This is a genomic window from Chloroflexota bacterium (assembly GCA_015478725.1).
Lineage (GTDB): Bacteria > Chloroflexota > Limnocylindria > Limnocylindrales > CSP1-4 > C-114.
On the sequence record JADMIG010000010.1, the window covers coordinates 71,192 to 92,973 of the forward strand.

General features: G+C 71.2%; 18 protein-coding genes. 11 read left to right on the plus strand and 7 right to left on the minus strand.

Annotated elements, in window-relative coordinates:
* Positions 1-21: 21 nt before the first annotated feature.
* The 3 genes from IVW53_08625 to ligA all read left to right on the plus strand — a co-directional run bounded on the left by IVW53_08625 (position 22) and on the right by ligA (position 6,165).
* A complete protein-coding gene (locus IVW53_08625) occupies positions 22-2,838 on the plus strand; it encodes a UvrD-helicase domain-containing protein (protein ID MBF6605628.1) in 2,817 nt (938 codons plus the stop codon).
* 76 nt (positions 2,839-2,914) lie between these two features.
* Positions 2,915-3,931 (plus strand): alpha-hydroxy-acid oxidizing protein, encoded by a 1,017-nt coding sequence (locus tag IVW53_08630; protein ID MBF6605629.1) that lies wholly within the window; start codon positions 2,915-2,917, stop codon positions 3,929-3,931.
* Positions 3,932-3,975: 44 nt separating this feature from the next.
* Positions 3,976-6,165 carry an NAD-dependent DNA ligase LigA gene (ligA, locus tag IVW53_08635; protein MBF6605630.1) on the plus strand — a complete coding sequence of 730 codons (2,190 nt, stop codon included), beginning with the start codon at positions 3,976-3,978 and terminating at the stop codon, positions 6,163-6,165.
* Here ligA and IVW53_08640 read toward each other — a convergent pair.
* Positions 6,137-6,643 (minus strand): hypothetical protein, encoded by a 507-nt coding sequence (locus IVW53_08640; GenBank protein MBF6605631.1) that lies wholly within the window; start codon positions 6,641-6,643, stop codon positions 6,137-6,139. The two genes, ligA and IVW53_08640, sit on opposite strands and share 29 nt — an antisense overlap.
* 144 nt (positions 6,644-6,787) lie before the next feature.
* Between IVW53_08640 and gatC the strand changes: the two genes are divergently transcribed.
* The 5 genes from gatC to IVW53_08665 are packed head-to-tail and all read left to right on the plus strand — an operon-like array spanning position 6,788 to position 11,697.
* Entirely contained in the window at positions 6,788-7,078 is a 291-nt protein-coding gene (gene gatC / locus IVW53_08645) for an Asp-tRNA(Asn)/Glu-tRNA(Gln) amidotransferase subunit GatC (GenBank protein ID MBF6605632.1), read from the plus strand.
* 56 nt (positions 7,079-7,134) lie between these two features.
* Positions 7,135-8,691 carry an Asp-tRNA(Asn)/Glu-tRNA(Gln) amidotransferase subunit GatA gene (gene gatA / locus IVW53_08650; GenBank protein ID MBF6605633.1) on the plus strand — a complete coding sequence of 519 codons (1,557 nt, stop codon included), beginning with the start codon at positions 7,135-7,137 and terminating at the stop codon, positions 8,689-8,691.
* Positions 8,688-9,926: an aminotransferase class I/II-fold pyridoxal phosphate-dependent enzyme gene (locus IVW53_08655; GenBank protein ID MBF6605634.1), complete on the plus strand. Its 1,239-nt coding sequence runs from the start codon at positions 8,688-8,690 to the stop codon at positions 9,924-9,926. The genes gatA and IVW53_08655 overlap by 4 nt, the downstream gene beginning before the upstream one ends.
* Entirely contained in the window at positions 9,923-11,428 is a 1,506-nt protein-coding gene (gene gatB / locus IVW53_08660; protein MBF6605635.1) for an Asp-tRNA(Asn)/Glu-tRNA(Gln) amidotransferase subunit GatB, read from the plus strand. Before IVW53_08655 ends, gatB begins: the two co-directional genes overlap by 4 nt.
* The gene (locus IVW53_08665) at positions 11,425-11,697 is read left to right on the plus strand and encodes a hypothetical protein (GenBank protein MBF6605636.1); all 273 of its coding nucleotides are present in this window, start codon (positions 11,425-11,427) and stop codon (positions 11,695-11,697) included. Before gatB ends, IVW53_08665 begins: the two co-directional genes overlap by 4 nt.
* Before the next feature lie 8 nt (positions 11,698-11,705).
* On the opposite strand, the gene IVW53_08670 is transcribed toward IVW53_08665, so the two are convergent.
* The 5 genes from IVW53_08670 to IVW53_08690 form a co-directional block, all read right to left on the minus strand.
* A complete protein-coding gene (locus IVW53_08670; protein ID MBF6605637.1) occupies positions 11,706-12,158 on the minus strand; it encodes a CoA-binding protein in 453 nt (150 codons plus the stop codon).
* A 76-nt stretch (positions 12,159-12,234) separates the two neighbouring features.
* Complete coding sequence (locus IVW53_08675) at positions 12,235-13,311, minus strand: ABC transporter permease (GenBank protein MBF6605638.1); 1,077 nt, start codon at positions 13,309-13,311, stop codon at positions 12,235-12,237.
* On the minus strand, positions 13,311-14,471 hold the full coding sequence (locus IVW53_08680) for an ABC transporter permease (protein ID MBF6605639.1): 1,161 nt from the start codon (positions 14,469-14,471) through the stop codon (positions 13,311-13,313). The genes IVW53_08675 and IVW53_08680 overlap by 1 nt, the downstream gene beginning before the upstream one ends.
* Complete coding sequence (locus IVW53_08685; GenBank protein MBF6605640.1) at positions 14,468-16,051, minus strand: ABC transporter ATP-binding protein; 1,584 nt, start codon at positions 16,049-16,051, stop codon at positions 14,468-14,470. The genes IVW53_08680 and IVW53_08685 overlap by 4 nt, the downstream gene beginning before the upstream one ends.
* Positions 16,052-16,138: 87 nt before the next feature.
* Positions 16,139-17,344 (minus strand): BMP family ABC transporter substrate-binding protein, encoded by a 1,206-nt coding sequence (locus IVW53_08690; protein ID MBF6605641.1) that lies wholly within the window; start codon positions 17,342-17,344, stop codon positions 16,139-16,141.
* 220 nt (positions 17,345-17,564) lie between these two features.
* Here IVW53_08690 and IVW53_08695 point away from each other — a divergent pair, with 220 nt between their 5' ends.
* Complete coding sequence (locus IVW53_08695; GenBank protein ID MBF6605642.1) at positions 17,565-18,221, plus strand: hypothetical protein; 657 nt, start codon at positions 17,565-17,567, stop codon at positions 18,219-18,221.
* Positions 18,222-18,272: 51 nt separating this feature from the next.
* On the opposite strand, the gene IVW53_08700 is transcribed toward IVW53_08695, so the two are convergent.
* Positions 18,273-19,751: an aspartate aminotransferase family protein gene (locus IVW53_08700; GenBank protein ID MBF6605643.1), complete on the minus strand. Its 1,479-nt coding sequence runs from the start codon at positions 19,749-19,751 to the stop codon at positions 18,273-18,275.
* Positions 19,752-19,805: 54 nt separating this feature from the next.
* Between IVW53_08700 and IVW53_08705 the strand changes: the two genes are divergently transcribed.
* The gene (locus IVW53_08705; protein MBF6605644.1) at positions 19,806-20,108 is read left to right on the plus strand and encodes a RidA family protein; all 303 of its coding nucleotides are present in this window, start codon (positions 19,806-19,808) and stop codon (positions 20,106-20,108) included.
* 157 nt (positions 20,109-20,265) lie between these two features.
* A complete protein-coding gene (locus IVW53_08710; GenBank protein MBF6605645.1) occupies positions 20,266-21,603 on the plus strand; it encodes an adenylate/guanylate cyclase domain-containing protein in 1,338 nt (445 codons plus the stop codon).
* The last annotated feature ends 179 nt before the right edge of the window (positions 21,604-21,782 follow it).

Here is a 21,782-nt window from a genome sequence, read left to right on the forward strand (position 1 = left end):
ACCCGCCGATACAATCGGCCGGTGAGCCCAGAGACGACCGGACAACCACCACCGCCGCCGGCCGCGCCGGACGCAACGGCAGACGCCGACGGCTTCGGCGACGGCCCCTGGGAGGACCTCGACCCGGCGTGGCGCGCACCGCAGGAGCCGGCGCGGTTTCGCGACGATGTGCCCCTCGGGGCGCCGACGACCGAGGGTGCCCCCCTCGATCCGATTGCGCGCGCCGCGGCGACGAGCGCCCTCGCGGAACGGATGGTCGCGAACCTCAACCCGGAGCAGGCCCGCGCCGTCACGACGACGGACGGTCCGCTCCTCATCCTCGCCGGCGCCGGGTCGGGGAAGACGCGGGTCCTCGCCCATCGCGTCGCCTACCTCGTCGGGGTCCACGGCGTCCGGCCATGGCAGATCCTCGCCGTCACCTTCACGAACCGGGCCGCGGGCGAGCTTCGCGAGCGGATCGTCGCGCTGCTCGGGGAGACGGTGGGGAAGGACGTCCAGGCCGGGACCTTCCACGCTCTCTGCGCCCGTGTCCTCCGGCGCGATGGGGCCGCGATCGGGATCCGCCGCGACTTCGTCGTCTACGACACAGAGGACCAGCAGGCGCTCATGAAACGGATCCTCGTCGAGGAGGGGATCGAGCCGAAGGGGCCGACCCGACCGGCGCCGATCCTCTCGCGGATCAGCCGGGCGAAGAACGAGATGGTCGACCCGAGCGAGATCGACGACACGATCCCGATCACCGGCGGGCGGATCGCCGTCGCCCGGCTCGCCGCCCGCTACGATGAGCGGCTGCGGGCCGCCGGCGGCCTCGACTTCGACGACCTCCTGCTCGCCGCGGTGCGGCTGTTCGAGGGCGCCCCGGAGGTCCTCGCTCACTATCAGGACCGCTGGCGCTACCTCCACGTGGACGAGTACCAGGATACGAACCGACCGCAGTACCTGTGGATCAAGGCACTCGCCGCGCGCAGTCGGAACCTGACGGTCGTGGGTGACGACGATCAGAGCATCTACGGCTGGCGTGGCGCCGACATCAGGAACATCCTCGACTTCGAGCGGGACTACCCCGACGCGACGGTCGTCAAGCTCGAACAGAACTACCGGAGCACCCAGCTCATCCTCGACGCGGCGCACGCCGTCGTCTCGCGGAACACGGCCCGCACGGACAAGAAGCTCTGGACCGCGAACGAGTCGGGACGGCCGATCCGTCGCTACGAGGCGTACGACGAGGACGACGAGGCGGAATGGATCGCCCGCCGGATCGAGGAGCTCGGCGGCGGCGGATCGATCCTCACCCGACGGGCCGAGCGCGACGACGCCGACCTTCGCCCGAAGGACATCGCCGTCATGTACCGCATGAACGCCCAGTCCCGAGCCATCGAGGAGGCGTTCCTGCGCTACGGGATCCGTTACCAGATCGTCGGCGGGACGCGCTTCTATCAGCGCCGCGAAGTCAAGGACGCCCTGGCGTACCTGCGCATCCTCCGTTCGGACACGGACGTCGTGAGCTTCGAGCGGATCATCAACGTGCCGGGCCGCTCCATCGGCGAGCGAACGCTCGAGGCGCTCCGGACCGCCGCCACGCGGGGCGGACTCTCGAGCTGGGGCGCGATCGAGGCGGCGATCGCGGGCGAGCACGGACTCGCCGACCTCGCCCCGCGGGCGCGGAACGCCATCACGGACTTCGCGATCCTCATCCGCCGCCTCCGGGCACGGATCGGCGTCCTGCCGCTGCCCGAGCTCCTCGACGACGTCCTCGAGGCGTCCGGCTACCGGGCGATGCTCGCCGACGGCTCCGAGGACGGGGAGGAACGATGGGCGAACCTCCTCGAGCTGCGGTCCGTGGCGACGCGCTACGACGACCTCACACCGGAGGACGCCCTCGATCGGCTCCTCGAGGAGACGGCACTCGTCGCCGACCAGGACAGCTACGAGGGCGAGGCGGACGCGGTGACCCTCATCACCCTCCATGCGGCGAAGGGACTCGAGTTCCCAGTCGTCTTCATCGCCGGACTCGAGGAAGGCGTCTTCCCGACGAGCCGCGCGATCGACGCGGAGCGGGAGATGCCGCCGCGCCTGGGCCCGATGGAGGAGGAGCGGCGGCTCGCATATGTCGGGATCACGCGGGCGAAACGGCGACTGCATCTCACCCATGCGTCGCGTCGCATGTTCCGCGGGATGGGTCAGCTCTCGATCCCGTCGCGGTTCCTCGTCGAGATCCCGGCCGAGCTCATGGAGGGTCCGCTCCTCGTCGACGCGGGTGGTTCGGCCGGACCGCTCGACCTCGATCTCGTCTTCGGTCGGCGGGGCGGCCGACTGGTCGGCGGTCAACGGCCCGGCGGTGGACGAGCGAGCGGCGCGGCCAGGCCCGGGGGTGCCGCGTTCCGCGAAGGGAGCGGCCGTCCGGGTGCGCCGATCGACGGCGCGTTCCAGCCGACTCGGGACCTTGCCGCGCGACGGGCCGCGTTCGCTGCCGGGGCGCCGTCGGGAAGCCTCCGCCCTCCGACCGGTGGCCAGGGCGGCCGGAGGATCGGCGCCTGGGACGACGAGCCGTCGGCGGACGACGCCCGGGCTGCGGAGCTCGCCCACGCGGACGAGCTCCCGATCCGGCGGGTCGATGCACCCGAGCGTCCGCCCGTCCGACCCGCGCGACCGGCGGTTCCGGGTGAACGACGGTTCCGGGACGGCGACCGGGTGCGCCATCCACGATTCGGCGACGGGATCGTCGTCACCTCGAAGCTCACCCGGGCCGACGAGGAGGTGACGGTCGCCTTCGGCGATCCCGGCGTCGGGCGCAAGACCATGCTCGCGAGCCTCGCGAGCATCGATCTCGTCGGATAGTCAGGCCGTGTCCGCCCGACCGATCCTCGACGACGTCGTCGCGGTCGCCGATTTCGAGTCGATCGCCCGTTCCCTCATGGCTCGGGCGGCATTCGACTACATCGCCGGCGGCGCTGGCGATGAGCTCACGCTGGCCGAGAACCTCGCCTCCTGGCGCCGTCGGATCCTCCGCCCGCGGGTCCTCGTCGACGTGCGCGCCCTCGACACCACGACGACGTTCCTCGGCGATACGGCCGCCCTCCCGCTCGCCATCGCCCCGATCGCGGCCCACGGCCTCGCGCATCCGGACGCCGAACTCGCCACCGCACGGGCCGCCGCCGCGGCCGGCATCCTGTTCGTCCTCTCGACGATGGCGACTCGATCGATCGAGGAGGTCTCCCGGGCCGCTCCGACGGGCATCCGATGGTTCCAGCTCTACGTCCAGGGTGATCGTGCGTTCGCCCGAACACTCGTCGAACGGGCCGCCGCGGCCGGGTACCGGGCGATCGTCCTCACCGTCGACCTGCCGGTCCTCGGCTCTCGCGAGCGCGACCGCCGGAACGGATTCCGGCTCGACGTGCCGCTTGGGAACTTCCCGAACCGGGTGGCCCAGGTGACGAGCGGTGCGACAGCGACGGACGGCTACGGCGTCCTCGGTGGGCAGCGCCATGTCGGCCTCGTCTGGGAGGACGTGGCGGAGATCCGGTCGTGGACCGGGCTCCCGCTGGTCCTCAAGGGCATCCTCGAGCCGGAGGACGCGCTGCGGGCGGTCGAGAGCGGCGCCGACGCGATCGTCGTCTCGAACCACGGCGCCCGGCAGCTCGATCGGGTCGCGCCCGCACTCGACGTCCTCGAGGGGATCGTCGCCGCGGTCGGCGGTCGGATCGAGGTGTACGTGGATGGCGGGGTCCGGCGCGGATCGGATCTCGCGATCGCCCGCGCGCTCGGGGCGCGCGGCGTCCTCGTCGGCCGGCCCGTCCTGTGGGCCCTCGCCGCGGGTGGTGAGGCGGGCGTCGCGCGCCTCCTCGCGCTGTTCCGCGAGGAGTTCGAGACCACCCTGGCCCTGCTCGGTACACCGACGGTCGACGCCATCGCGCGTGATCGCGTCCGGTGAGCGGTCTGCCGGTCGATCCGGCGCTCGTCGAGGCGGCGGCCGCGCTGGACCAGCCGGCGGCACGGGCGCGCCATGCCGAGCTCGTGACGGCGATCCGGCAGGCAGACCGCCAGTACTACGAGGATGACGCGCCGGAGCTCGCGGATGCGGCATACGACGCCCTGTTCCGCGAGCTCGTCGCGCTCGAGGCAGCGCAGCCGGACCTTCGGACGGCCGACTCGCCGACGCAGCGGGTCGGCGGCAGTCCCGGAGCGAGCACGTTCGCGAAGGTCCGCCACGAGCGTCCGATGCTCTCGCTCGCCAACGCGTTCAGCCACGACGAGCTCCGGGCGTTCGATGTCCGCGTCCGGCGCGGCCTGGGCCTGGGCGCAGCCCCGGAGGCGGTGCCGGATCTGCGCTACGTCGCGGAGCTGAAGATCGACGGCCTCGCGATCAGCATCCGCTTCGATGACGGCCGGTTCGTCCGCGGTGCGACGCGCGGCGATGGCACGACCGGCGAAGACGTCACGGCGAACCTTCGGACGATCGCGGTGATTCCGGCCAGCCTCCGCGAACCGGTCTCGCTCGAGGCACGGGGCGAGGTGTACATGCCGAAGGCCGAGTTCGCCCGCATCAATGCGGAGCGCGATGAGGCCGAACTCCCGCTCTACGCGAACCCCCGCAACAGCGGGGCGGGATCGCTCCGCCAGCAGGACCCGGCGGTCACCGCGGCGCGCCGCCTCTCGGCCTGGTTCTATCAGCTCGTCGAAGATCTGCCAGCGACGGCTTTGCCCTCGACCGGCGGTGCCACGAACGAGCCGATCGCGAGCCAGTCCGCCGCGCTCGCCCGGCTCGTCGCGCTCGGCCTGCCCGTCGATCCGGCGTATGTCGCCGACCTCGACATGGAGGGCGTCATCTCCTACACGGAACGCTGGCGCGAGGCGCGACACGCGCTGCCGTACGAGACGGACGGCGTCGTCGTCAAGGTGGACCGGTACGACCAGCAGGCCCGCCTCGGCATGGTGAGCCGGGCGCCCCGCTGGGCGATCGCCTTCAAGTTCCCGCCGGAGCGGGTGACCACCGTCGTGGAGGACATCGTGCCGTACGTCGGGCGGACCGGGACGCTCACCCCGGTCGCGCACCTCCGGCCGGTCGTCGTCGCCGGCTCAACCGTCGCGCGGGCGACCCTCCACAACTTCGACGAGGTTCGCCGCAAGGACATCCGGATCGGGGACACGGTCGTCCTCCAGAAGGCCGGTGACGTCATCCCGGAGGTGGTCGGCCCGGTCGTCGAGCGGCGGACCGGAGCCGAGCGGATCTTCGAGCTCCCGGAGTCCTGTCCGGTGTGTGCGACACCGGTCGTCCGCGATACCGGGGCCGTCCGGACGTACTGCCCGAATCCCGTCTGTCCGGCGCGCGTCGCCCAGGAGTTCGCTCATTTCGCCGGTCGCGGCGGGATGGACATCGACGGGGCCGGGTGGGCCGTGCTCGAGCAGCTCCTCCAGCGCGGCATGGTCCGGACGCGGGGCGACTTCTACCGGCTCACGGTCGAGGACATCGAGACGCTCGAGCGGTTCGCCCGGAAGAGCGCGGAGAACCTCGTCGCGGCGATCGAACGCTCGCGCCGGCGGCCGCTCGCCCGCATCCTCAACGCACTCGGGATCCCCGGCGTCGGCGAGCAGACGGCGATCGATCTCTCGGACTGGCTCGTGGCACGGCTGCCGCCGGCCGCGGACGAGCCGATGGGTGGCCCTGGTGGCTGGACGGCGCGCGTCGCCGCCGAGCTCCGTCGGCGGGCGAACGAGGAGCCGTCCGCGTTCGAGGAGGTTCCGGGTGTCGGCGCGGTCGTCGCCGATGGGATCGCCCGGTACCTCGCCGATCCGGTGTCGGCGGGCGTGCTCGGCGAGCTCGTCGCGGCGGGTGTCGAGGCGGAGCGTCCCTCCGATCCCGTCGTCCGCGCCGGCGTGCCGTCGAGCGCGCCCCTCGCCGGGCGAACGGTCGTCGTGACGGGCTCGCTCGCGGGATTCGATCGCGCCGCGGCGGAGGCGGCGGTCCGCGCGGCCGGCGGTCGCCCCAGCGGGTCGGTCTCGAGGAAGACGGACTACGTGGTGGCCGGCGAGAACGCGGGATCGAAGCTCGCGCGAGCGGAGGAGCTCGGCGTCACGATCCTCGACGAGGCGGCGTTCGTCCGGCTGCTCGGCGAGCCCGGACCCTCGCCGTCACCCGTCAGCGACGACGGTGATATCGCTCCATGAGCTCGCTCACGGCGGCCCGCGCCGCCGCCCATTCCGGCTGATCGCCGAGGATCTCGCCGGACGCGCCCCAGCGTCGAAGCTGGGTCATCGCGGTCACGATCGCATCGTGCTCGAGCATCCGCCGCCGACCACCGTCGACGATCCCGGTCACGAGGTAGCGGCGAACGGCATCGAAGCTGGCCGTCCATCGACCGACGCGGATCCGATCACCCTGGCGGAGGCCCTCGAGCCATTCGTCGTCGCCGACCGGATGGCGGTCGTGCTCGGCGAGGTGACCCTGGAGATCCATCCGCAGGCCGACCCGATCGAGGCTCGCGAGCCGACCGTCGTCGTCTACCGTCCGGTAGCAGATGTGGCAGGACGGCAGCTCGACGTCGGCGCGCGGAGGGTCACCATACGGCGTGCCGCAGCGGCGGCAGAAGGTCGCCGCCGCGGACACGGCTGGCGTCCCGCATTGAAGACAGGCGGTCGCGATCATCGGGCGGGTCGTCTCCAACGATGGGGATGCGCTCGGGGCACGGTGAGGATGGCCGCCCCGGTGCGCTCGGGACATCACCCGATCTGGTCATCGGTGCGAGACCATCGGGTCATCGTCGGCACGACGTCCGGTATCATCGGGGCCATGGCACTCACCAGGGCGGACGTCGTCCATGTCGCCCACCTCGCCCGTCTCGGCCTGGAGGAGGATGAGCTCGCCCGTCTCGAGGGCCAGCTGAACCACATCCTCGACCAGTACGCGAAGCTCGCCGAGCTCGACACGGACGACATCGCACCGACGGCGCAGACGATCGAGCTCGAGAGCATCCTCCGCGACGACGTCGCGCGACCGTCCCTCGACGCCCCGACGGCGCTCGCGAACGCGCCCCGCCGCGACGGCGACTTCATCGTCGTGCCGGCGATCATCGGCGAGTGACCGATCCCGGGCGGATGGACGGGAACGACGATCCAACGCGCCTCCACGCCCACGAGATGACGGCGCTGCTGCGGGCCGGAGCGTTCCGCGCCCGCGAGATCGCCGAGGCGCACCTGGCCAATGCCGAGCGACAGAATCACGCCCTCAACGCCTGGCTATCCATCGACCGGGAGCGGGCGCTCGGCGAGGCGGATGCGGCGGACGTCCGCCTCGATGCCGCGCGACGCAGCGGTCCGGACGCCGTGGCCGCGTTGCCGCCGCTCCTCGGGGTCCCCGTCGCGCTCAAGGACCTTGTCTCGCTGAAGGGCGGTCAGGCGACGGCGGGGTCGCGGATCCTCGAGGGCTATCGCGCCCCGTATGACGCGCACATCACGGAGCGGCTTCGGGAGGCCGGAGCGGTCGTCCTCGGCAAGACGAACATGGACGAGTTCGCGATGGGATCCTCGAACGAGCACAGCGCGTTCGGGCCGGTGAGCAATCCGTGGCGCCTCGACGCCGTGCCCGGCGGCAGCAGCGGTGGTTCGGCGGTCACCGTCGCCGCGTATCACGCCCCGCTCGCGATCGGGACGGACACGGGCGGTTCGATCCGCCAGCCGGCGGCGTTGACCGGGATCGTCGGGATGAAGCCGACGTACGGCCGGGTCTCGCGCTACGGCATCATCGCCTTCGCGAGCTCGCTCGACCAGATCGGGCCGTTCGCCCGCGACGCCCGCGACGCGGCGATGCTCCTCCACGCCGTCGCCGGCCGGGACGAGCGCGACGCCACCTCGGCGCCCGTTCCCGTCCCGGACGACCTGCTGCACCTGCCGGCCTCGGACGACGAGGCGGCGGCGACCCTCCGCGGCAGGAGGTTCGGCCTGCCCCGCGAGTACTTCGTGGCCGGGATGGAGCCCGGCTCCGAGCGGCGGATCCGCGAGGCGGTGGCGGCGCTCGAGGCCGCCGGGGCGACGATCGAGGACGTGAGCCTGCCGCACACGGACTACGGCCTCGCGACGTACTACATCGTGGCGCCGGCCGAGGCGTCCGCCAATCTCGCCCGCTATGACGGGATCCGCTACGGGTTCTCCCGCCGAGGCGGCGACGTCCTCGCCGACTACGTCGCAACCCGGGGGGCCGGCTTCGGCGCGGAGGTCAAGCGGCGAATCATGCTCGGGACGTATGCCCTTTCGGCGGGCTACTACGACGCCTTCTACCTCAAGGCCCAGAAGGTCCGGACCCTCATCAAGCGCGACTTCGATCTCGCCTTCGCGTCCGGCATCGACGCCCTGGTGGCGCCCACGTCGCCGACTCCGGCGTTCCGCTTCGGGGCGAAGCTCGCCGACCCCGTGGCGATGTACCTGTCCGACGCCTGCACCCTGCCGGTGAACATGGCGGGGCTGCCCGGTGTCTCCATCCCGTGCGGCCTTTCGGACGGCCTGCCGGTCGGGCTCCAGCTCATCGGCCCGGCCTGGTCCGAGCTCGACCTGCTCCGCATCGTGCGTGGGTACGAGGCCGTCACCGCGGACGCCACGTGGCGCTCGCTCGAGCCGGCCGAACTCGCCCTCGCGGACGACCCGTCCGGCCCCACGCCGGCCGAGCGAGCCGCCGCGGCCCGAGTCGGGACCGCCCGATGACGAGCCCGGTCCGGACGACCGCGCTCCCGACGAGCCCGCCAGCGAACCGCCCGCCACTCGCTGAGCGCGCCCTCGCCGACCGCGTCCGCTCCGTGCCGCCGTCCGGGATCCGGCGCTTCTTCGACATCCTCGCCACGATGGACGACGTCATCAGCCTCGGCGTGGGCGAGCCGGACTTCGACACGCCGGAGCACATCGTGCAGGCCGGGATCGACAGTCTCCGCCGCGGCCGGACCCACTACACGAGCAACTACGGGACGTTCGAACTCCGTCGGGCACTCGCCGATCACCTCGATCGCCGCTACGGCGTCCGCTACGACCCGGCGACCGAGATCCTCATCACCGTCGGTGCGTCGGAGGCCGTCGACCTCGCCCTGCGGGCAACCTGCGACCCGGGCGACGAGGTCATCCTCCACGAGCCCTCCTACGTCGCGTACGTCCCGGCGATCACCTTCGCCGGCGGCGTCGTGCGGTCCGTCGCCACCCGCCTCGAGGACGACTTCGCCCTCGATCCGGCAGCGGTCGAGGCGGCGATCACGCCGCGGACGAAGGCGCTCTTCCTCGGCTACCCGTGCAATCCGACGGGGGCGGTCCTGCCGGAGGCGGCCCAGGACGCGCTCGCCGCGATCACCGTCCGCCACGACCTGCTCGTCTACTCGGACGAGATCTACGACCGGCTTGCCTACGGGACGTATCGTCACCGGGCGATGAGCGCCCTGCCGGGGATGCGCGAGCGGACGATTCTCATGGGTGGCTTCAGCAAGGCGTACGCGATGACCGGCTGGCGGGTCGGCTGGCTCTGCGCCCCGGCACGGATCCTCGAGGGGATCGTCAAGGTCCACCAGTACGCCATCATGTCGGCCCCGACGACCGCCCAGGACGCGGCGCTCCGGGCGCTCACCGACGGGGAGCGCGACGTCGAGGCGATGCTCGCCGAATACGACCGTCGTCGGCGGCTCGTCGTGGACGGCTTCAATGCGATCGGGCTTCGGACGTTCGAGCCCCGCGGCGCGTTCTATGCCTTCCCCGAGGTCGCCTCGACCGGCCTCGACGGAGACGCGTTCGCCGAGCGGCTCCTCGCCGAGGAGCATGTCGCGGTCGTCCCGGGGAGTGCCTTCGGCCCGTCCGGCGTCGGCCATGTCCGGGCCTGCTACGCGACGTCGTACGAGCAGCTCGAGGAGGCCCTCCGACGGATCGGCGGCTTCGTCGAACGGCAGCGCGGGAACGCTCGATGACCGGCGCCCAGAGCGCACCGCCGGCTGCGCCCTCCGCTGGCGCCCGCTGGGAGGCGGTCATCGGCATCGAGGTCCACTGCCAGCTCCGGACCGCGAGCAAGATGTTCTGCGCGTGCTCGAGTGCGTACGACGGGGCACCGCCGAACACCCACACGTGCCCGGTCTGCCTCGGCCTGCCGGGAGCGCTCCCGACGATCAATCGGCAGGCCGTCGCGCACGTCCTCACGACCGGGCTCGCGATCGGGGCGACGACGCCGCCGGCGACGCGCTGGGACCGCAAGAACTACTTCTACCCGGACCTCCCCAAGGGCTACCAGATCAGCCAGTTCGACCTCCCGCTCGCCGCCGCCGGCCGGCTGGCGATCGAGACGTCCGGCGGACCGATCGTGGTCGGCATCCAGCGGGCTCACCTCGAGGAGGACACGGCGAAGCTCGTCCATGCGACGACCGCGACCGGCGAGCGGGTGAGCCTCGTCGACTTCAACCGATCCGGCGTGCCCCTCATGGAGATCGTCACCGAGCCGGACATCCGGACCGCCGAGCAGGCGCGCCGGTATGCGGAGGAACTGCAGCTGCTCCTCCGGGCGATCGGCGTGTCCGACGCGGACATGGAACGCGGCCAGATGCGGGTCGAGGCGAACGTCTCGCTCCGGCCCGTCGGCAGCGAGCCATTCGGGACCCGGACCGAGGTGAAGAACATGAACTCGTTCCGGGCGGTCGAGCGCGCCATCGCCCACGAGATCGAGCGGCAGGCGGGCGCCCTCGACGCGGGTGAGGTCCTTGCCCAGGAGACGCGTGGCTGGGACGATGGTCGCGGTGTGACGTACGTCATGCGCTCGAAGGAGGACTCGCACGACTACCGCTACTTCCCCGAGCCGGACCTGCCGCCACTGCGGGTCGATCCGGCCTGGCTCGACTCCCTCCGCGCCGCCCTTCCGGAACTGCCGGCCGCTCGCCGCCGGCGCTACGTGGAGACGCTTGGTCTCTCGTCGTACGACGCGGCCGTGATCGTCGCCGATCCGCGAGCGGTGGCGCTGTTCGACGTGCTCGTCACGGCGGAGGTCCCGGCCAAGCAGGCCGCGAACTGGGTCAGCGGCGAATACCTCCGGCTCGCCCGGAAGTACTCCACCGACCAGGACGCCGTCTTCCTCGATCCGGTCAACCTCGGCGCCGAACTGGCGGGCCTCATCAAGCTCCAGATCGCAGAACAGATCACGCTGCAGAACGCAAAGGAGGTCTTTGGGACGCATCTCGCCAGCGGGCAGGCCATGGCGGTGATCGTGGGGGCGCGGGGTCTCCGCCGGATCTCGGACGACGACACCCTGCGATCTCTGGTCGCAGCGGTCCTCGCGGCGAACCCGAAGGCCGTCACCGACCATCGCGCCGGGCGCCCGACGGTCGGGTTCCTCGTCGGGAAGGTGATGAAGGAAACCGGCGGCCAGGCCCACGCCGAACGCGTCCGCGCCCTCCTGATCGAGGAGCTGGAGCGGATCGCCGGATGAGCGCATTGGGTCTGGTGCTCCTCATCGCCGGAGTCGTCCTCATCGTCGTCGGCGTCGGTCAGGCACGGGGCCCGTGGTCGCGGTACCGCGCGCTCAAGTCGCAGGACGAGAACGTCGCCCGCTACGAGGCGTGGCGCGGCGGCGTTCGCGACGACGGGCGGACCGGAGCATCCGTCGCGATGGAGATCCTCCTCCGGCAGGCACGCCTCGGCGGGCTCGTGTTCGTCGCCGGCGTCGGCGCCGTCGTGGTCGGCCTGCTCTTCCGCTGAACCGTCCGTCACGCTCCCCGGATGCGGCGATGCTCGATCGCCGTGCAGCGGTTCATGACGACCGCGAGCCCACCCTCGGCAGCGATCCGCGCCGCATCCCAGTCGACGACACCGAGCTGGAGCCACAGGCAGCGGGCGCCGATGGCGACCGCCTCCTCGGCGTGCGGCACGCACAGCTCCGAGCGTCGGAAGACGTCGATGATGTCGAACCCGCCGGTCGCGGCCGCCGCATCGCGGACCGACGCGAACGCGGTGCGGCCGAGGATCTGCCCCGCGTTCGGATTGACCGGGACGCAGTCGAACCCGGACTCGATGAGATAGCGGAGGACGCCGTGCGAGGGGCGGCTCGGATCGGCGGACGCGCCGACGACGGCGATCCGCCGGGTCGAGCGGAGGAGCTCGGCGATCGCCCGCTCGTCGAGGACCGGCACCGGCCCCCGTCCTTCCTCGAGGTCGAGCATCGCGCGGGCGCGCGCCCGCTCCTCGGCGGTCATCGTGGGGCTCGGCGCGGACCCCGATCCGGGTCCGGTGGGTGGTTCAGGACGCCGCCTCGCGCTCGTACGGCTGGCCGTCCGCTGCCGGCGGGATGCTCCGCCCGATGAGTCCGGCGAGGACGATGATCGTGATGATGTACGGCAGCGCGTCGTACAGCTGCGGCGGGAGGGCGGACATGAGGTCGCCGAGCTGGCCGCTCGGCGGCGAGATCGTGATCGACTGCCCGACCGATTCGAAGGTCGAGAAGAGGAGCGCCGCGCCGAGGGCGCCGAGCGGGGTCCAGCGTCCCACGATCATCGCGGCGAGGGCGATGAAGCCGCGGCCTGCGGTCATCCCGGCCTGGAACGAATTCGTCGCCTCCATGCTGAGGTACGCCCCGCCGAGGCCGGCGAAGACGCCGCCGATGAGCACGTTCCGATAGCGGACCCGGACGACGTCGATGCCGACCGTTTCGGCTGCCTTCGGGTGTTCCCCGACGGCCCGCGTCCGGAGTCCCCAGCGCGACCGGTAGAGCATGACCTGGACGACGATGACGAAGACGAGCAGGGACATCGCGATCGGGCCCTGGTTGAGGAACATCTCGAGGATCCAGCCGATCACCGGGATGTTCGCGACGCTCGCCGGCGGGATGAACGGGACGAAGCTCCCGGCGCTCGTCGGCGAGCTCTGGGAGATGAGCGTGTTGAGGTACCCGGTCACGCCGAACGCCGCGATGTTGATGATCGTGCCGCTGATGATCTGGTCCGCCCGGACGGTGATCGAGAGCCAGGCGTGGACGAGCGAGATGAGGACGGCGACGAGGATCGCGGCGGCGAGGGCGATGAGCAGCGGTGCGGTCACGCCGAAGAAGTCGCTCGGGGAGCCGCCGATGACGGGTGCGATGGCGACCCCGACGATCCAGCCGGTGAACGCGCTCGCGAGCATGATCCCCTCGATGCCGATGTTGACGACGCCGGACCGCTCGCACATGACGCCGCAGAGGGCGCCGAAGGCGAGCGGGGCCGCCGAACCGAGGATGATCGGCGCAAGGGGCGGGAGCTGGGCGACGAAGTAGCCGCCGAGCTGGAAGACGAGGCCGAGGGCCGGGATGGCGTAGAGCGCGGTGATGAGGCCGTCCATCAGCGGACCGCCTCGCCGCCGTAGGTCCGGGCGATCGTGTCCGAGCTGCCGAGTCCGGATCGGACCCCGCGGAGTCGGAAGAGCCGGCGCAGGACCGGGCTCGCGACGAGGAACAGGAGAATCGTCGCCTGGAGGACGTCGACGAGCTCGACGGGGATGCCGGCCTCGATCTGCATGAGTCCGGCGCCGGAACGCATCGCCCCGAAGAGGAGGGCGGCGAAGAAGATCCCGAACGGATCCGAGCGGGCGAGCAGGGCCACCGCGATCGAGTCGAAACCGACCGTCGTGCCGAAGCTCGACGTCATCTGGTGGGTGACGCCGAGGATGACACTCCCGCCGGCCAGCCCGGCGAGAGCGCCGCACATCGTCATCGTCGCCACGACGATGATCCGCGGCCGCATCCCCGCGTACCGGGCGGCGTCCGGGTTCGCGCCGACAGCCCGGATCTCGAAGCCGCGGGTCGTCCGGTAGAGGAGCCACCAGATGAGGAAGATGGCGAGGATCGCGAGGACGATTCCGAGGTGCCCGTCGCGGCCGAGGATGATCGGGAACGCCGCGTTCCCGACGTCGTACGTCACCGGCGACGGGGAGTTCGGGACCTTGAGCGGCCCGCTGACGAGGGCCGCGAGGACGTCCGCGGCGATGTAGTTGAGCATGATCGTCGTGACGACCTCGTGGGCGCCGGAGAGCGCCTTGAGGATTCCGGGGATGAACCCGGTGAGTGCGCCGGCAAGGATCCCGGCGAGGACGGCGATCGGGATCGCCACGATCGGCGGCGCGTCCGCCACCGCGACTCCTGCCGCGACCGTGCCGAGGGCGCCCATGAGGAACTGGCCCTGCGCCCCGATGTTGAAGAGCCCGGCCTTGAACCCGATCGCGACGGACAGCCCGCCGAGAATGAGCGGCGCGGCCTGAACGAGCGTGTCGACGACGGCGTCGAAGCTGCCGAACGCGCCGACGGCCAGGGCCTGGTAGGCGACGAGCGGCTTCGCGAGGTCGAAGGTCTGTTTCGGGACGATGATCTCGGAGACGAGGATGATGACCGCGCCCACGACGAGCGCGAGGAGGATCGAGACGAACGGCAGGGCGGCGATCGCCCAGACGCGGCCCGCAACCATGCGAAGGTCATGGCTGATCGGTCTGCGGGTGGGCGCGCTCATGCGACCGTCCCCATGGTGTCGCCGGCCGCTCCGCCCGTCACCCGATCAGCACCCCCCGTCGCCATGAGCAGTCCCACCTCGTTCTTGTCGGCCGTTCGGCCGTCCAGGGTCGCGACGATCCGGCCGCGATACATGACCCCGATCCGGTCGGACAGCTCGAGGATCTCGTCGAGCTCGGCGGAGACGAGGAGGATGGCGGTGCCGGCGTCCCGTTTCGCGATGGCCTGGCGATGGATGAACTCGATGCTCCCGACGTCGAGCCCGCGAGTCGGCTGGTCGAGGACGAGGAGCCGGAGGTCGCGACCGAGCTCGCGGGCGACGACGACCTTCTGCTGGTTCCCGCCGGAGAGCGTGCCGGCGGTGACGTCCGCCGACGGCGTCCGGATGTCGAAGTCGCGGATGCTCGCGACGGCCGCGGCGTGGATCGCCGCGTCGTCCCGCCTGAGGCCGTGGGCGAAGGGTGGCCGATGGTACGACGTGAGGACGAGGTTGTCGGCGATCGAGAACGAGGTGACGAGCCCGAACCGGTGGCGGTCGGCCGGGACGTAGGCGACGCCCGCCTCGTTCATCCTTCGGGGCGACCGTCCCGTCATGTCCGTGCCGCCGAGCGTGACCGTGCCGGCACTCGCGCGACGGAGTCCGATGAGCGCCTCGACGAGCTCATCCTGGCCGTTCCCGGCGACCCCGGCGATGCCGAGGATCTCGCCAGCCCGGACCTCCAGATCGATGCCCCGGACGGCTGCCTGTCCGCGCTCGTCGCGGACATGGAGGCCGGCGACGCGGAGGACGACCTCCGCGGGGCGTGAGATCCCACGCTCCACGGTGAGCTGCACCTCGCGGCCGACCATGAGCTCGGCGAGCTCGTCCTCGTCCGTGTCCGCCGGCCGCCGTTCGCCGACCACCCGCCCACGTCGGATGACGGTGATCCGGTCGGCGATCTCGAGCACCTCGTACAGCTTGTGCGAGATGAAGACGATGCTGTGGCCCTCGGCGGAGAGGCGCCGCAGGACGGCGAAGATCTCCTCCGTCTCCTGGGGGGTGAGGACGGCCGTCGGCTCGTCAAGGACGAGGATCCGGGCGTTGCGGTAGAGCGCCTTGAGGATCTCGACCCGCTGCTGCCCGCCGACGGAGAGCGAGCCGACGCGGGCGTCCGGGTCGATGTCGAAGCCGAACCGTCGGCCGAGCTCCACGATCCGCCGTCGGGCGTCCGCCCGGTCGAGAAAGATGGGGTTGGCCATCGATTCCTGGCCGAGCATGATGTTCTCGGTGACCGTGAGGACCGGCACGAGCATGAAGTGCTGGTGGACCATGTTGATGCCGCGGGCGATCGCGTCCGTGGGATCGGCGATGCGGACCGGGACGCCGTCGAGGAGGATCTCGCCCTCATCCGGACGGGCGAGCCCGTAGAGGATGTTCATGAGCGTCGTCTTGCCCGCCCCGTTCTCACCGAGGAGGGCATGGATCTCGCCGGGCCGCAGCTCGAGCGAGATGCCGTCGTTCGCGACGACGCCCGGATAGCGCTTGGTGATGCCCCGCATCTCGAGGGCGGGGGCGAGGATCGCGGGATCCGGTGCTGTCATGCCGCCCTCATTCCGGGCCGCGGGAGGAAATGAGTGAGCGGGCCGCGTTGCGGCCCGCTCACTCTCGGGTTCAGCGGAGGTCGACGGTCACTTCGGCGGAGCGCCGCAGTTCGTCGGGCAGGTGGTCAGGGTGCCGGCGGCCATCGCGGCCAGGGCGGCCGTGATCTTGTCGGTGACGCTGGCCGGGATGAGGCTCGCCTTGTCGTGGAAGGGCGACACACCGATGCCGTTGTTCGCGGCGTTGAACACGTTGTCGCCGGCCTTCGCGGTCCCGCCGGCGATCGCCTTGATGGCGGTCTCGACGGCGGTCGAGAGGTGCTTCTCGGCGCTCGTGATGATGCACTTGTCGGCGTTCGGATACGACAGCCACTGGTCGACGTCGACGCCGATCCCGTAGATGCCGGCCTGGCAGGCGGCGTCGAGGACGCCGTTGCCGGTCTTGCCGGCGACCTGGAAGAGGACGTCGATCTTGTTGCCGTTCTGCTTGAGGAACTGGTTGGCGAACGACTTGCCGGTCACCGGGTCGTTGAACGCGGCGTTCGAGAAATCGTGGGTGACGTAGGCGGTCTTGACCTGGATGTTCGCGTTGACCGACTGGGCCCCGAGCGTGTAGCCCTGGATGTACCGGACGCACGGCGCGCAGAGCGTCGTGCCGCCGATCGCGCCGATGACCCCGGTCTTGCTCACCGAGGCGGCGACGATCCCGGCGAGGTAGCCCGCCTGGTCCTCCTGGAACTGCAGCGAGATGTAGTTCGGCAGGAGCTGCGCGGCGTTGCCCTTGCAGGCGAACGTCGAGTCGAGGTTCCCGGACGGGTCGACGCAGATCGGCGACTGGTCGACGCCGACGAACCAGATGTTCGGGTTCGCCTTGGCGGCCTTGGTCGTCGGCCCGGCGAGGTTGAACCCGACCGTGACGATGATGTTGTACTGCTGGTCGATGAATTTCTGGATGTCGCCGGCGTACTGCGAGGCGTCTTTCGGGACGATCGCCGGCGGCGACTCGGCACCGATGTCCGCGGCACCCTTCTCGGCGCCCTCGAACGAGAACTGGTTGAAGTTCTTGTCGTCGAGGGTCCCGATGTCCGTGACCACGCCGACCTTCCACTTGCTTGCTGCAGTGGACGCTGACGGGGCGCTGGATGCGGGAGCCGACGCCGATGCGGGGGCCGACGCTGCGGCTGTGGGTGCTGCCGACGCCGGCGCGCTCGGCGTCGGTGTCGCGGCCGAACTGCAGGCCGAGACCACGAGGGCCAGCCCCGTGAACAGGGTGAGGCCCATGGAACGGGTGCGCATGCTTCCTCCTCCAACACGTCGCGTGTCGGGCGTCCCCTCGGGCTGCTGCCCACGGATCGCGCCGGCTCGACGATCGACCGTCCGGCTCGGACGGCCACTGCCGCGCATCCTAGCGGCGGCCTTCCCGCCCGGCAACCCGGAACGGCAGCCTCGATGCGTGGGCAGTCTAGTCCGGCCTGCGTCCGGTCGCACGGCGCCTGCCCGTGCGCATACTGCGGCGATGCGACCACCCAGACTCCGCTACGTCGCGCTCGGCGACTCGTACACCATCGGGACCTCCGTGGCGGTTGTGGATCGCTGGCCGGATCGGCTCGTGGCGGCCCTCGCGGATGCGGGCGTTGACGGTGCGAGCGCCCTCGACCTCGTCGCGAATCTCGCCGTCAACGCCTCCACGAGCGCCGACGTCGTGGCCCGCGAGCTGCCGCGGTTCGAGCAGTCGCGGCCGGGCTTCGCCAGCCTCCTCGTCGGCGTCAACGATGTCGTCCGCGGGGTGCCCGCCGGCGAGTACGACCGGAACGTCCGGCTCATCCTCGATGGTCTCCTCGCGCGCCTTCCCCCCACGAGGATCGTCGTCGTCACGACGCCGGATTACACGGTGACGCCGGCCGGGGCTGACTTCGGCGAACCGGCCGGCCGGCGGGCGGGGATCGAGATGGTCAACGCGATCATCCGCGAGGCGGCCGCGGAGCGCGGGATCGCCGCGGTCGACGTCGTGGACCTGTCGAGGCGCGCCGCCGCGGAGCCGGCACTCGTCGCCGCGGACGGCCTCCATCCATCGGGGGAGCAGTACGCGACCTGGGTCGATCGGATCGCTCCGGTCGTGCGGCGGCTCCTCGCCGAGCGCGCTGACTCCGCGGTTTCGCCGTCAGACGGCTGACCCGGCTGGCAAGCAAGGTCGTCGCGTCGGATCTCGACGCCCTGCGCGACCTCAGCCGCGTGCCGCCAGCTCCCGACCCACCGCAAGCACCTCATCGACCAGGGCGTCAGCGTCGGCGAGGGTGGTGCGCGGGTTGATGAAGCACGGTCGGATCGCCAACCGACCATCCACTCGAGTGCTCGAGGTCACCGCCCGTCCGCGTGCACGGATGCCGTGCAGCACGTCCTCGTTCAGCGCATCGAGGCTCGCCTCGTCGGTCCAGGCCGCCGGTCGGAAGCGGAAGCAGCAGATCGAGAGAACCGGCTCCGCGAGCAGTTCCAGCTCGGTCGACGACCGCGCGCGCTCAGCCACGCGCCGAGCGCAATCGTCGTGCCGGACGACCCGCTCCCGCATCCCGTCCGCGCCGATCTCGCGGAGGATCGCCCAGACCGCGAGACCCCGAGCCGGGGAGGAGAAATCCACACCCCAGTCGGGCGTGCCATATCCCAGCTCATCGAACGGTGACGCAGGGTCGGCCTCCCCGGTCTCGGCCTGGCGCTCGCGGTCGTAGTCACCGGTCTCGACCGTGAACGCACGGCCCAGGATCCCCTCGTCGCGGACGATGGCAGCGCCCGTGCCCACCGGGGCCGCGAGCCACTTGTGCGGATCGATCGCGAACGAGTCGTACGTCGCCACGTCGCCGTACCGCTTGCGCACCCGATCGTCGAGGAGTCCGAAGCCGCCATACGCTCCGTCCACGTGCAGCCAGATGCCCCGCTCGTGCGCGATCCGCGCAAGCTCCGGGAGGGGATCGACGCGACCCGTGTTGACGTCGCCCGCGCACCCCACGACCGCGACCTGCGTGCACCCGGCCGCCAGATCCTCATCGAGGGCGGTCTGCAGGAGGTCCAGGTCGATCGTGCCGGATCGGTCGAGCGGGATGGCACGCAGGTTGCGTCGCCCCATCCCGAGCACGCCAAGGGCACGCCCCACCACGTGGTGCGTCTCCGTGCTCGCGTAGACCCTTGGCTCGACCATGCCCTCGATGCCGTCCAGCGACGGCCGGAGACCCAGGCGCTCACCGGCGTGCTGGCGGGCCGCGCCGATACCGATCAGGTTCGCCGTCGAACCGCCGGAGGTGAACGTCCCCACCGAGGACGCCGGGAAGCCGAGCAACTCGATGAGCCAGCGCATCGCCAGGTGGTCCACGAAATTGCCCGCGCTCGCCCACCAGCGCTGCGGTACCGCAACTGCCTGGGCCAGGTCCGCCGCCGCCCCAACATCCGTGGGCCCCGTGGTCACCCAGCCGGAGAAACCGGGGTGTCCCACCCGAAGGCCGTTCGCGACCACGAGATCGGCGAGCTCGGCGAGTGTCGCGTCGCGCCCGATGCCCGCGGTCGGCAAGGGCCGATCGAGGGCCGGTCGCCAGCGCGACCGTTCTCGGGCTGGATCTGGTCCCTCGAATTCGAGGAACCGCTCCAGAGAGGGCAGGATGGCCCGGATGGCGTGGCCAAGCGAGTCGGTGGTGGCGGTGTCCTGGCGGGGGTTCATGACGGCGAAGTGTAGTGGCCCGAGCGGATCACTCGACGGTCGTGGTTCGTGCCGATGCTGTACCTGTCGGGCGCCATGGGGATCGACGGCACCGGCGCGTTGGTGCCCGGTGGTATCGAGGCGGAGACGCGCCAGGCCTTGGCCAACATCCGGTCCGTGCTCGAGCGCCACAGCTCATCGATGGATCGGGTGGTCAAGTGCACGGCGATGCTTGCCGACATGCAGGAATGGGCGGCGATGAACCGCGTCTACGTCGAGCACTTCCCAACGAATCTCCCCGCCCGCAGTGCATTTGGCGCCTCCGGCCTCGCCCTCGGCGGCCGGGTCGAGATCGAGTGCATCGCCACGATCGAGTAACTGCTTCACGTCGTCCACGGCTGTTGCTGTCGGCGCGTTCTCACGGCCCTCCGGGCGCGCCCAGCGGACACCCTTGGCAAGGGTTCCGCCGCCCTGTGGTCGTCGTCAGGAGTCCGCGCGTCGCACATCGTGCAGCCGGATACAGCAGACTCTGGCCGTGAAGCCACCGGACGTCTCGTACGCGCGAAGCGGCGAAGTGGCCATCGCCTACCAGCTGGTCGGCCATGGTCCGGTGGACGTCGTCTTCCTGCGTGGGATCACCGGAGACCTGCTGTCGACCTGGGAGCAACCACTGCTCGTCCGCCACGTCGAGGGACTCGCATCGTGCGGGCGCGTCATCATGCTGGACCGGCGCGGGACCGGCCTGTCCGATCGGGTACGCGAGGTCCAGTCGCTCGAGACGACGATGGACGACGTCCGCGCCGTCATGGATGCGGTGGGGTCGGAGCGCGCCGTGCTCTGGACCGGCGGCATCGCGACCGGGATCGGGGTGCTCTTCGCGGCGACCTATCCCGAGCGCTGTGCCGGCCTCGTCCTCTTCGACCCGAGAGTGAAGGGGATCCGCTCGTCCGACTACCCGTGGGCGGCGACCGAGGACGAATGGCGCAATCAGCTGGCGGAGGTGCGCGCGCGTTGGGGAGCGCGAGACTACCTGGCCGAACTTGCCCATGCGTGGGCCCCGGAGGTAGCGGACGACGTCGAGTTCCTCGACTGGTTCGTCTGGCACATGCGCCGCAGCCTGAGTCCCGGTGCTGCCTTGACGTCCTTCCGAACCACCATGGAGCTCGATGTGCGCGACGTTCTCGCGGCGGTACGCGTGCCGACGCTCGTCATGCCGAGGCCCGCGGTGCCCGGCCCGGGGCACTACACGGCGGCCCGGATCCGAGGATCCGAGGTGGTCGAGCTGCCGGAGCTCCGCGGCGTCTACACCTGGGTGGATGACCAGGCCCACCGGGCGACGATGGAGGCCACCGAGCGCTTCATCTCGCGCCTCACGGCTCGCAAGCAGTCGGAGCGCGTGCTCGCGACGATCCTCTTCACCGACATCGTGGGTTCGACCGAGCTGGCCGCGCGGCTCGGTGACGCGGCCTGGCGCGAGCTGTTGGAACGGCATCACGCGATCGTCCGCCGCGAGCTCGCGCGGTTCCAGGGTCGGGAGCTCGACACCGCCGGCGATGGGTTCTTCGCCGCATTCGATGGGCCCGCCAGGGCAGTGCTCGCCGCCGCTGCCCTCCGCGATCCGCTGCGAGCGCTCGGTCTCGAGGTTCGGGCCGGCCTCCACACCGGCGAGTGCGAAGTCAGCGACGGCAAGATCGTCGGGATCGCGGTCTCGATCGGCGCCCGCATCTCGTCGCTCGCTGGCCCGGGTGACGTCCTCGTCTCGAGCACCGTCAAGGACCTCGTGGCCGGATCGGGACTCCGGTTCCAGGATCGCGGGGAACAGCAGCTCAAGGGGATCCCCGAAGCCTGGCACCTGTTCGCGCTCGCCGGCTGACCTCGTGTGTGCGCTGGGTCCCTCGCGGCCGACGGTGTGAGCGCCGGAACGGGTTCTCGATCCGTACCCCGCCGATCGCCCGGCCGTGGTACGTCGCGGCACTCCGTTCGTGACAGATGACCCCCAGGCGGGCGTTGGTCACCGACTCCCCACGCGGCGCTGGCAGACCTGAGCGTGGA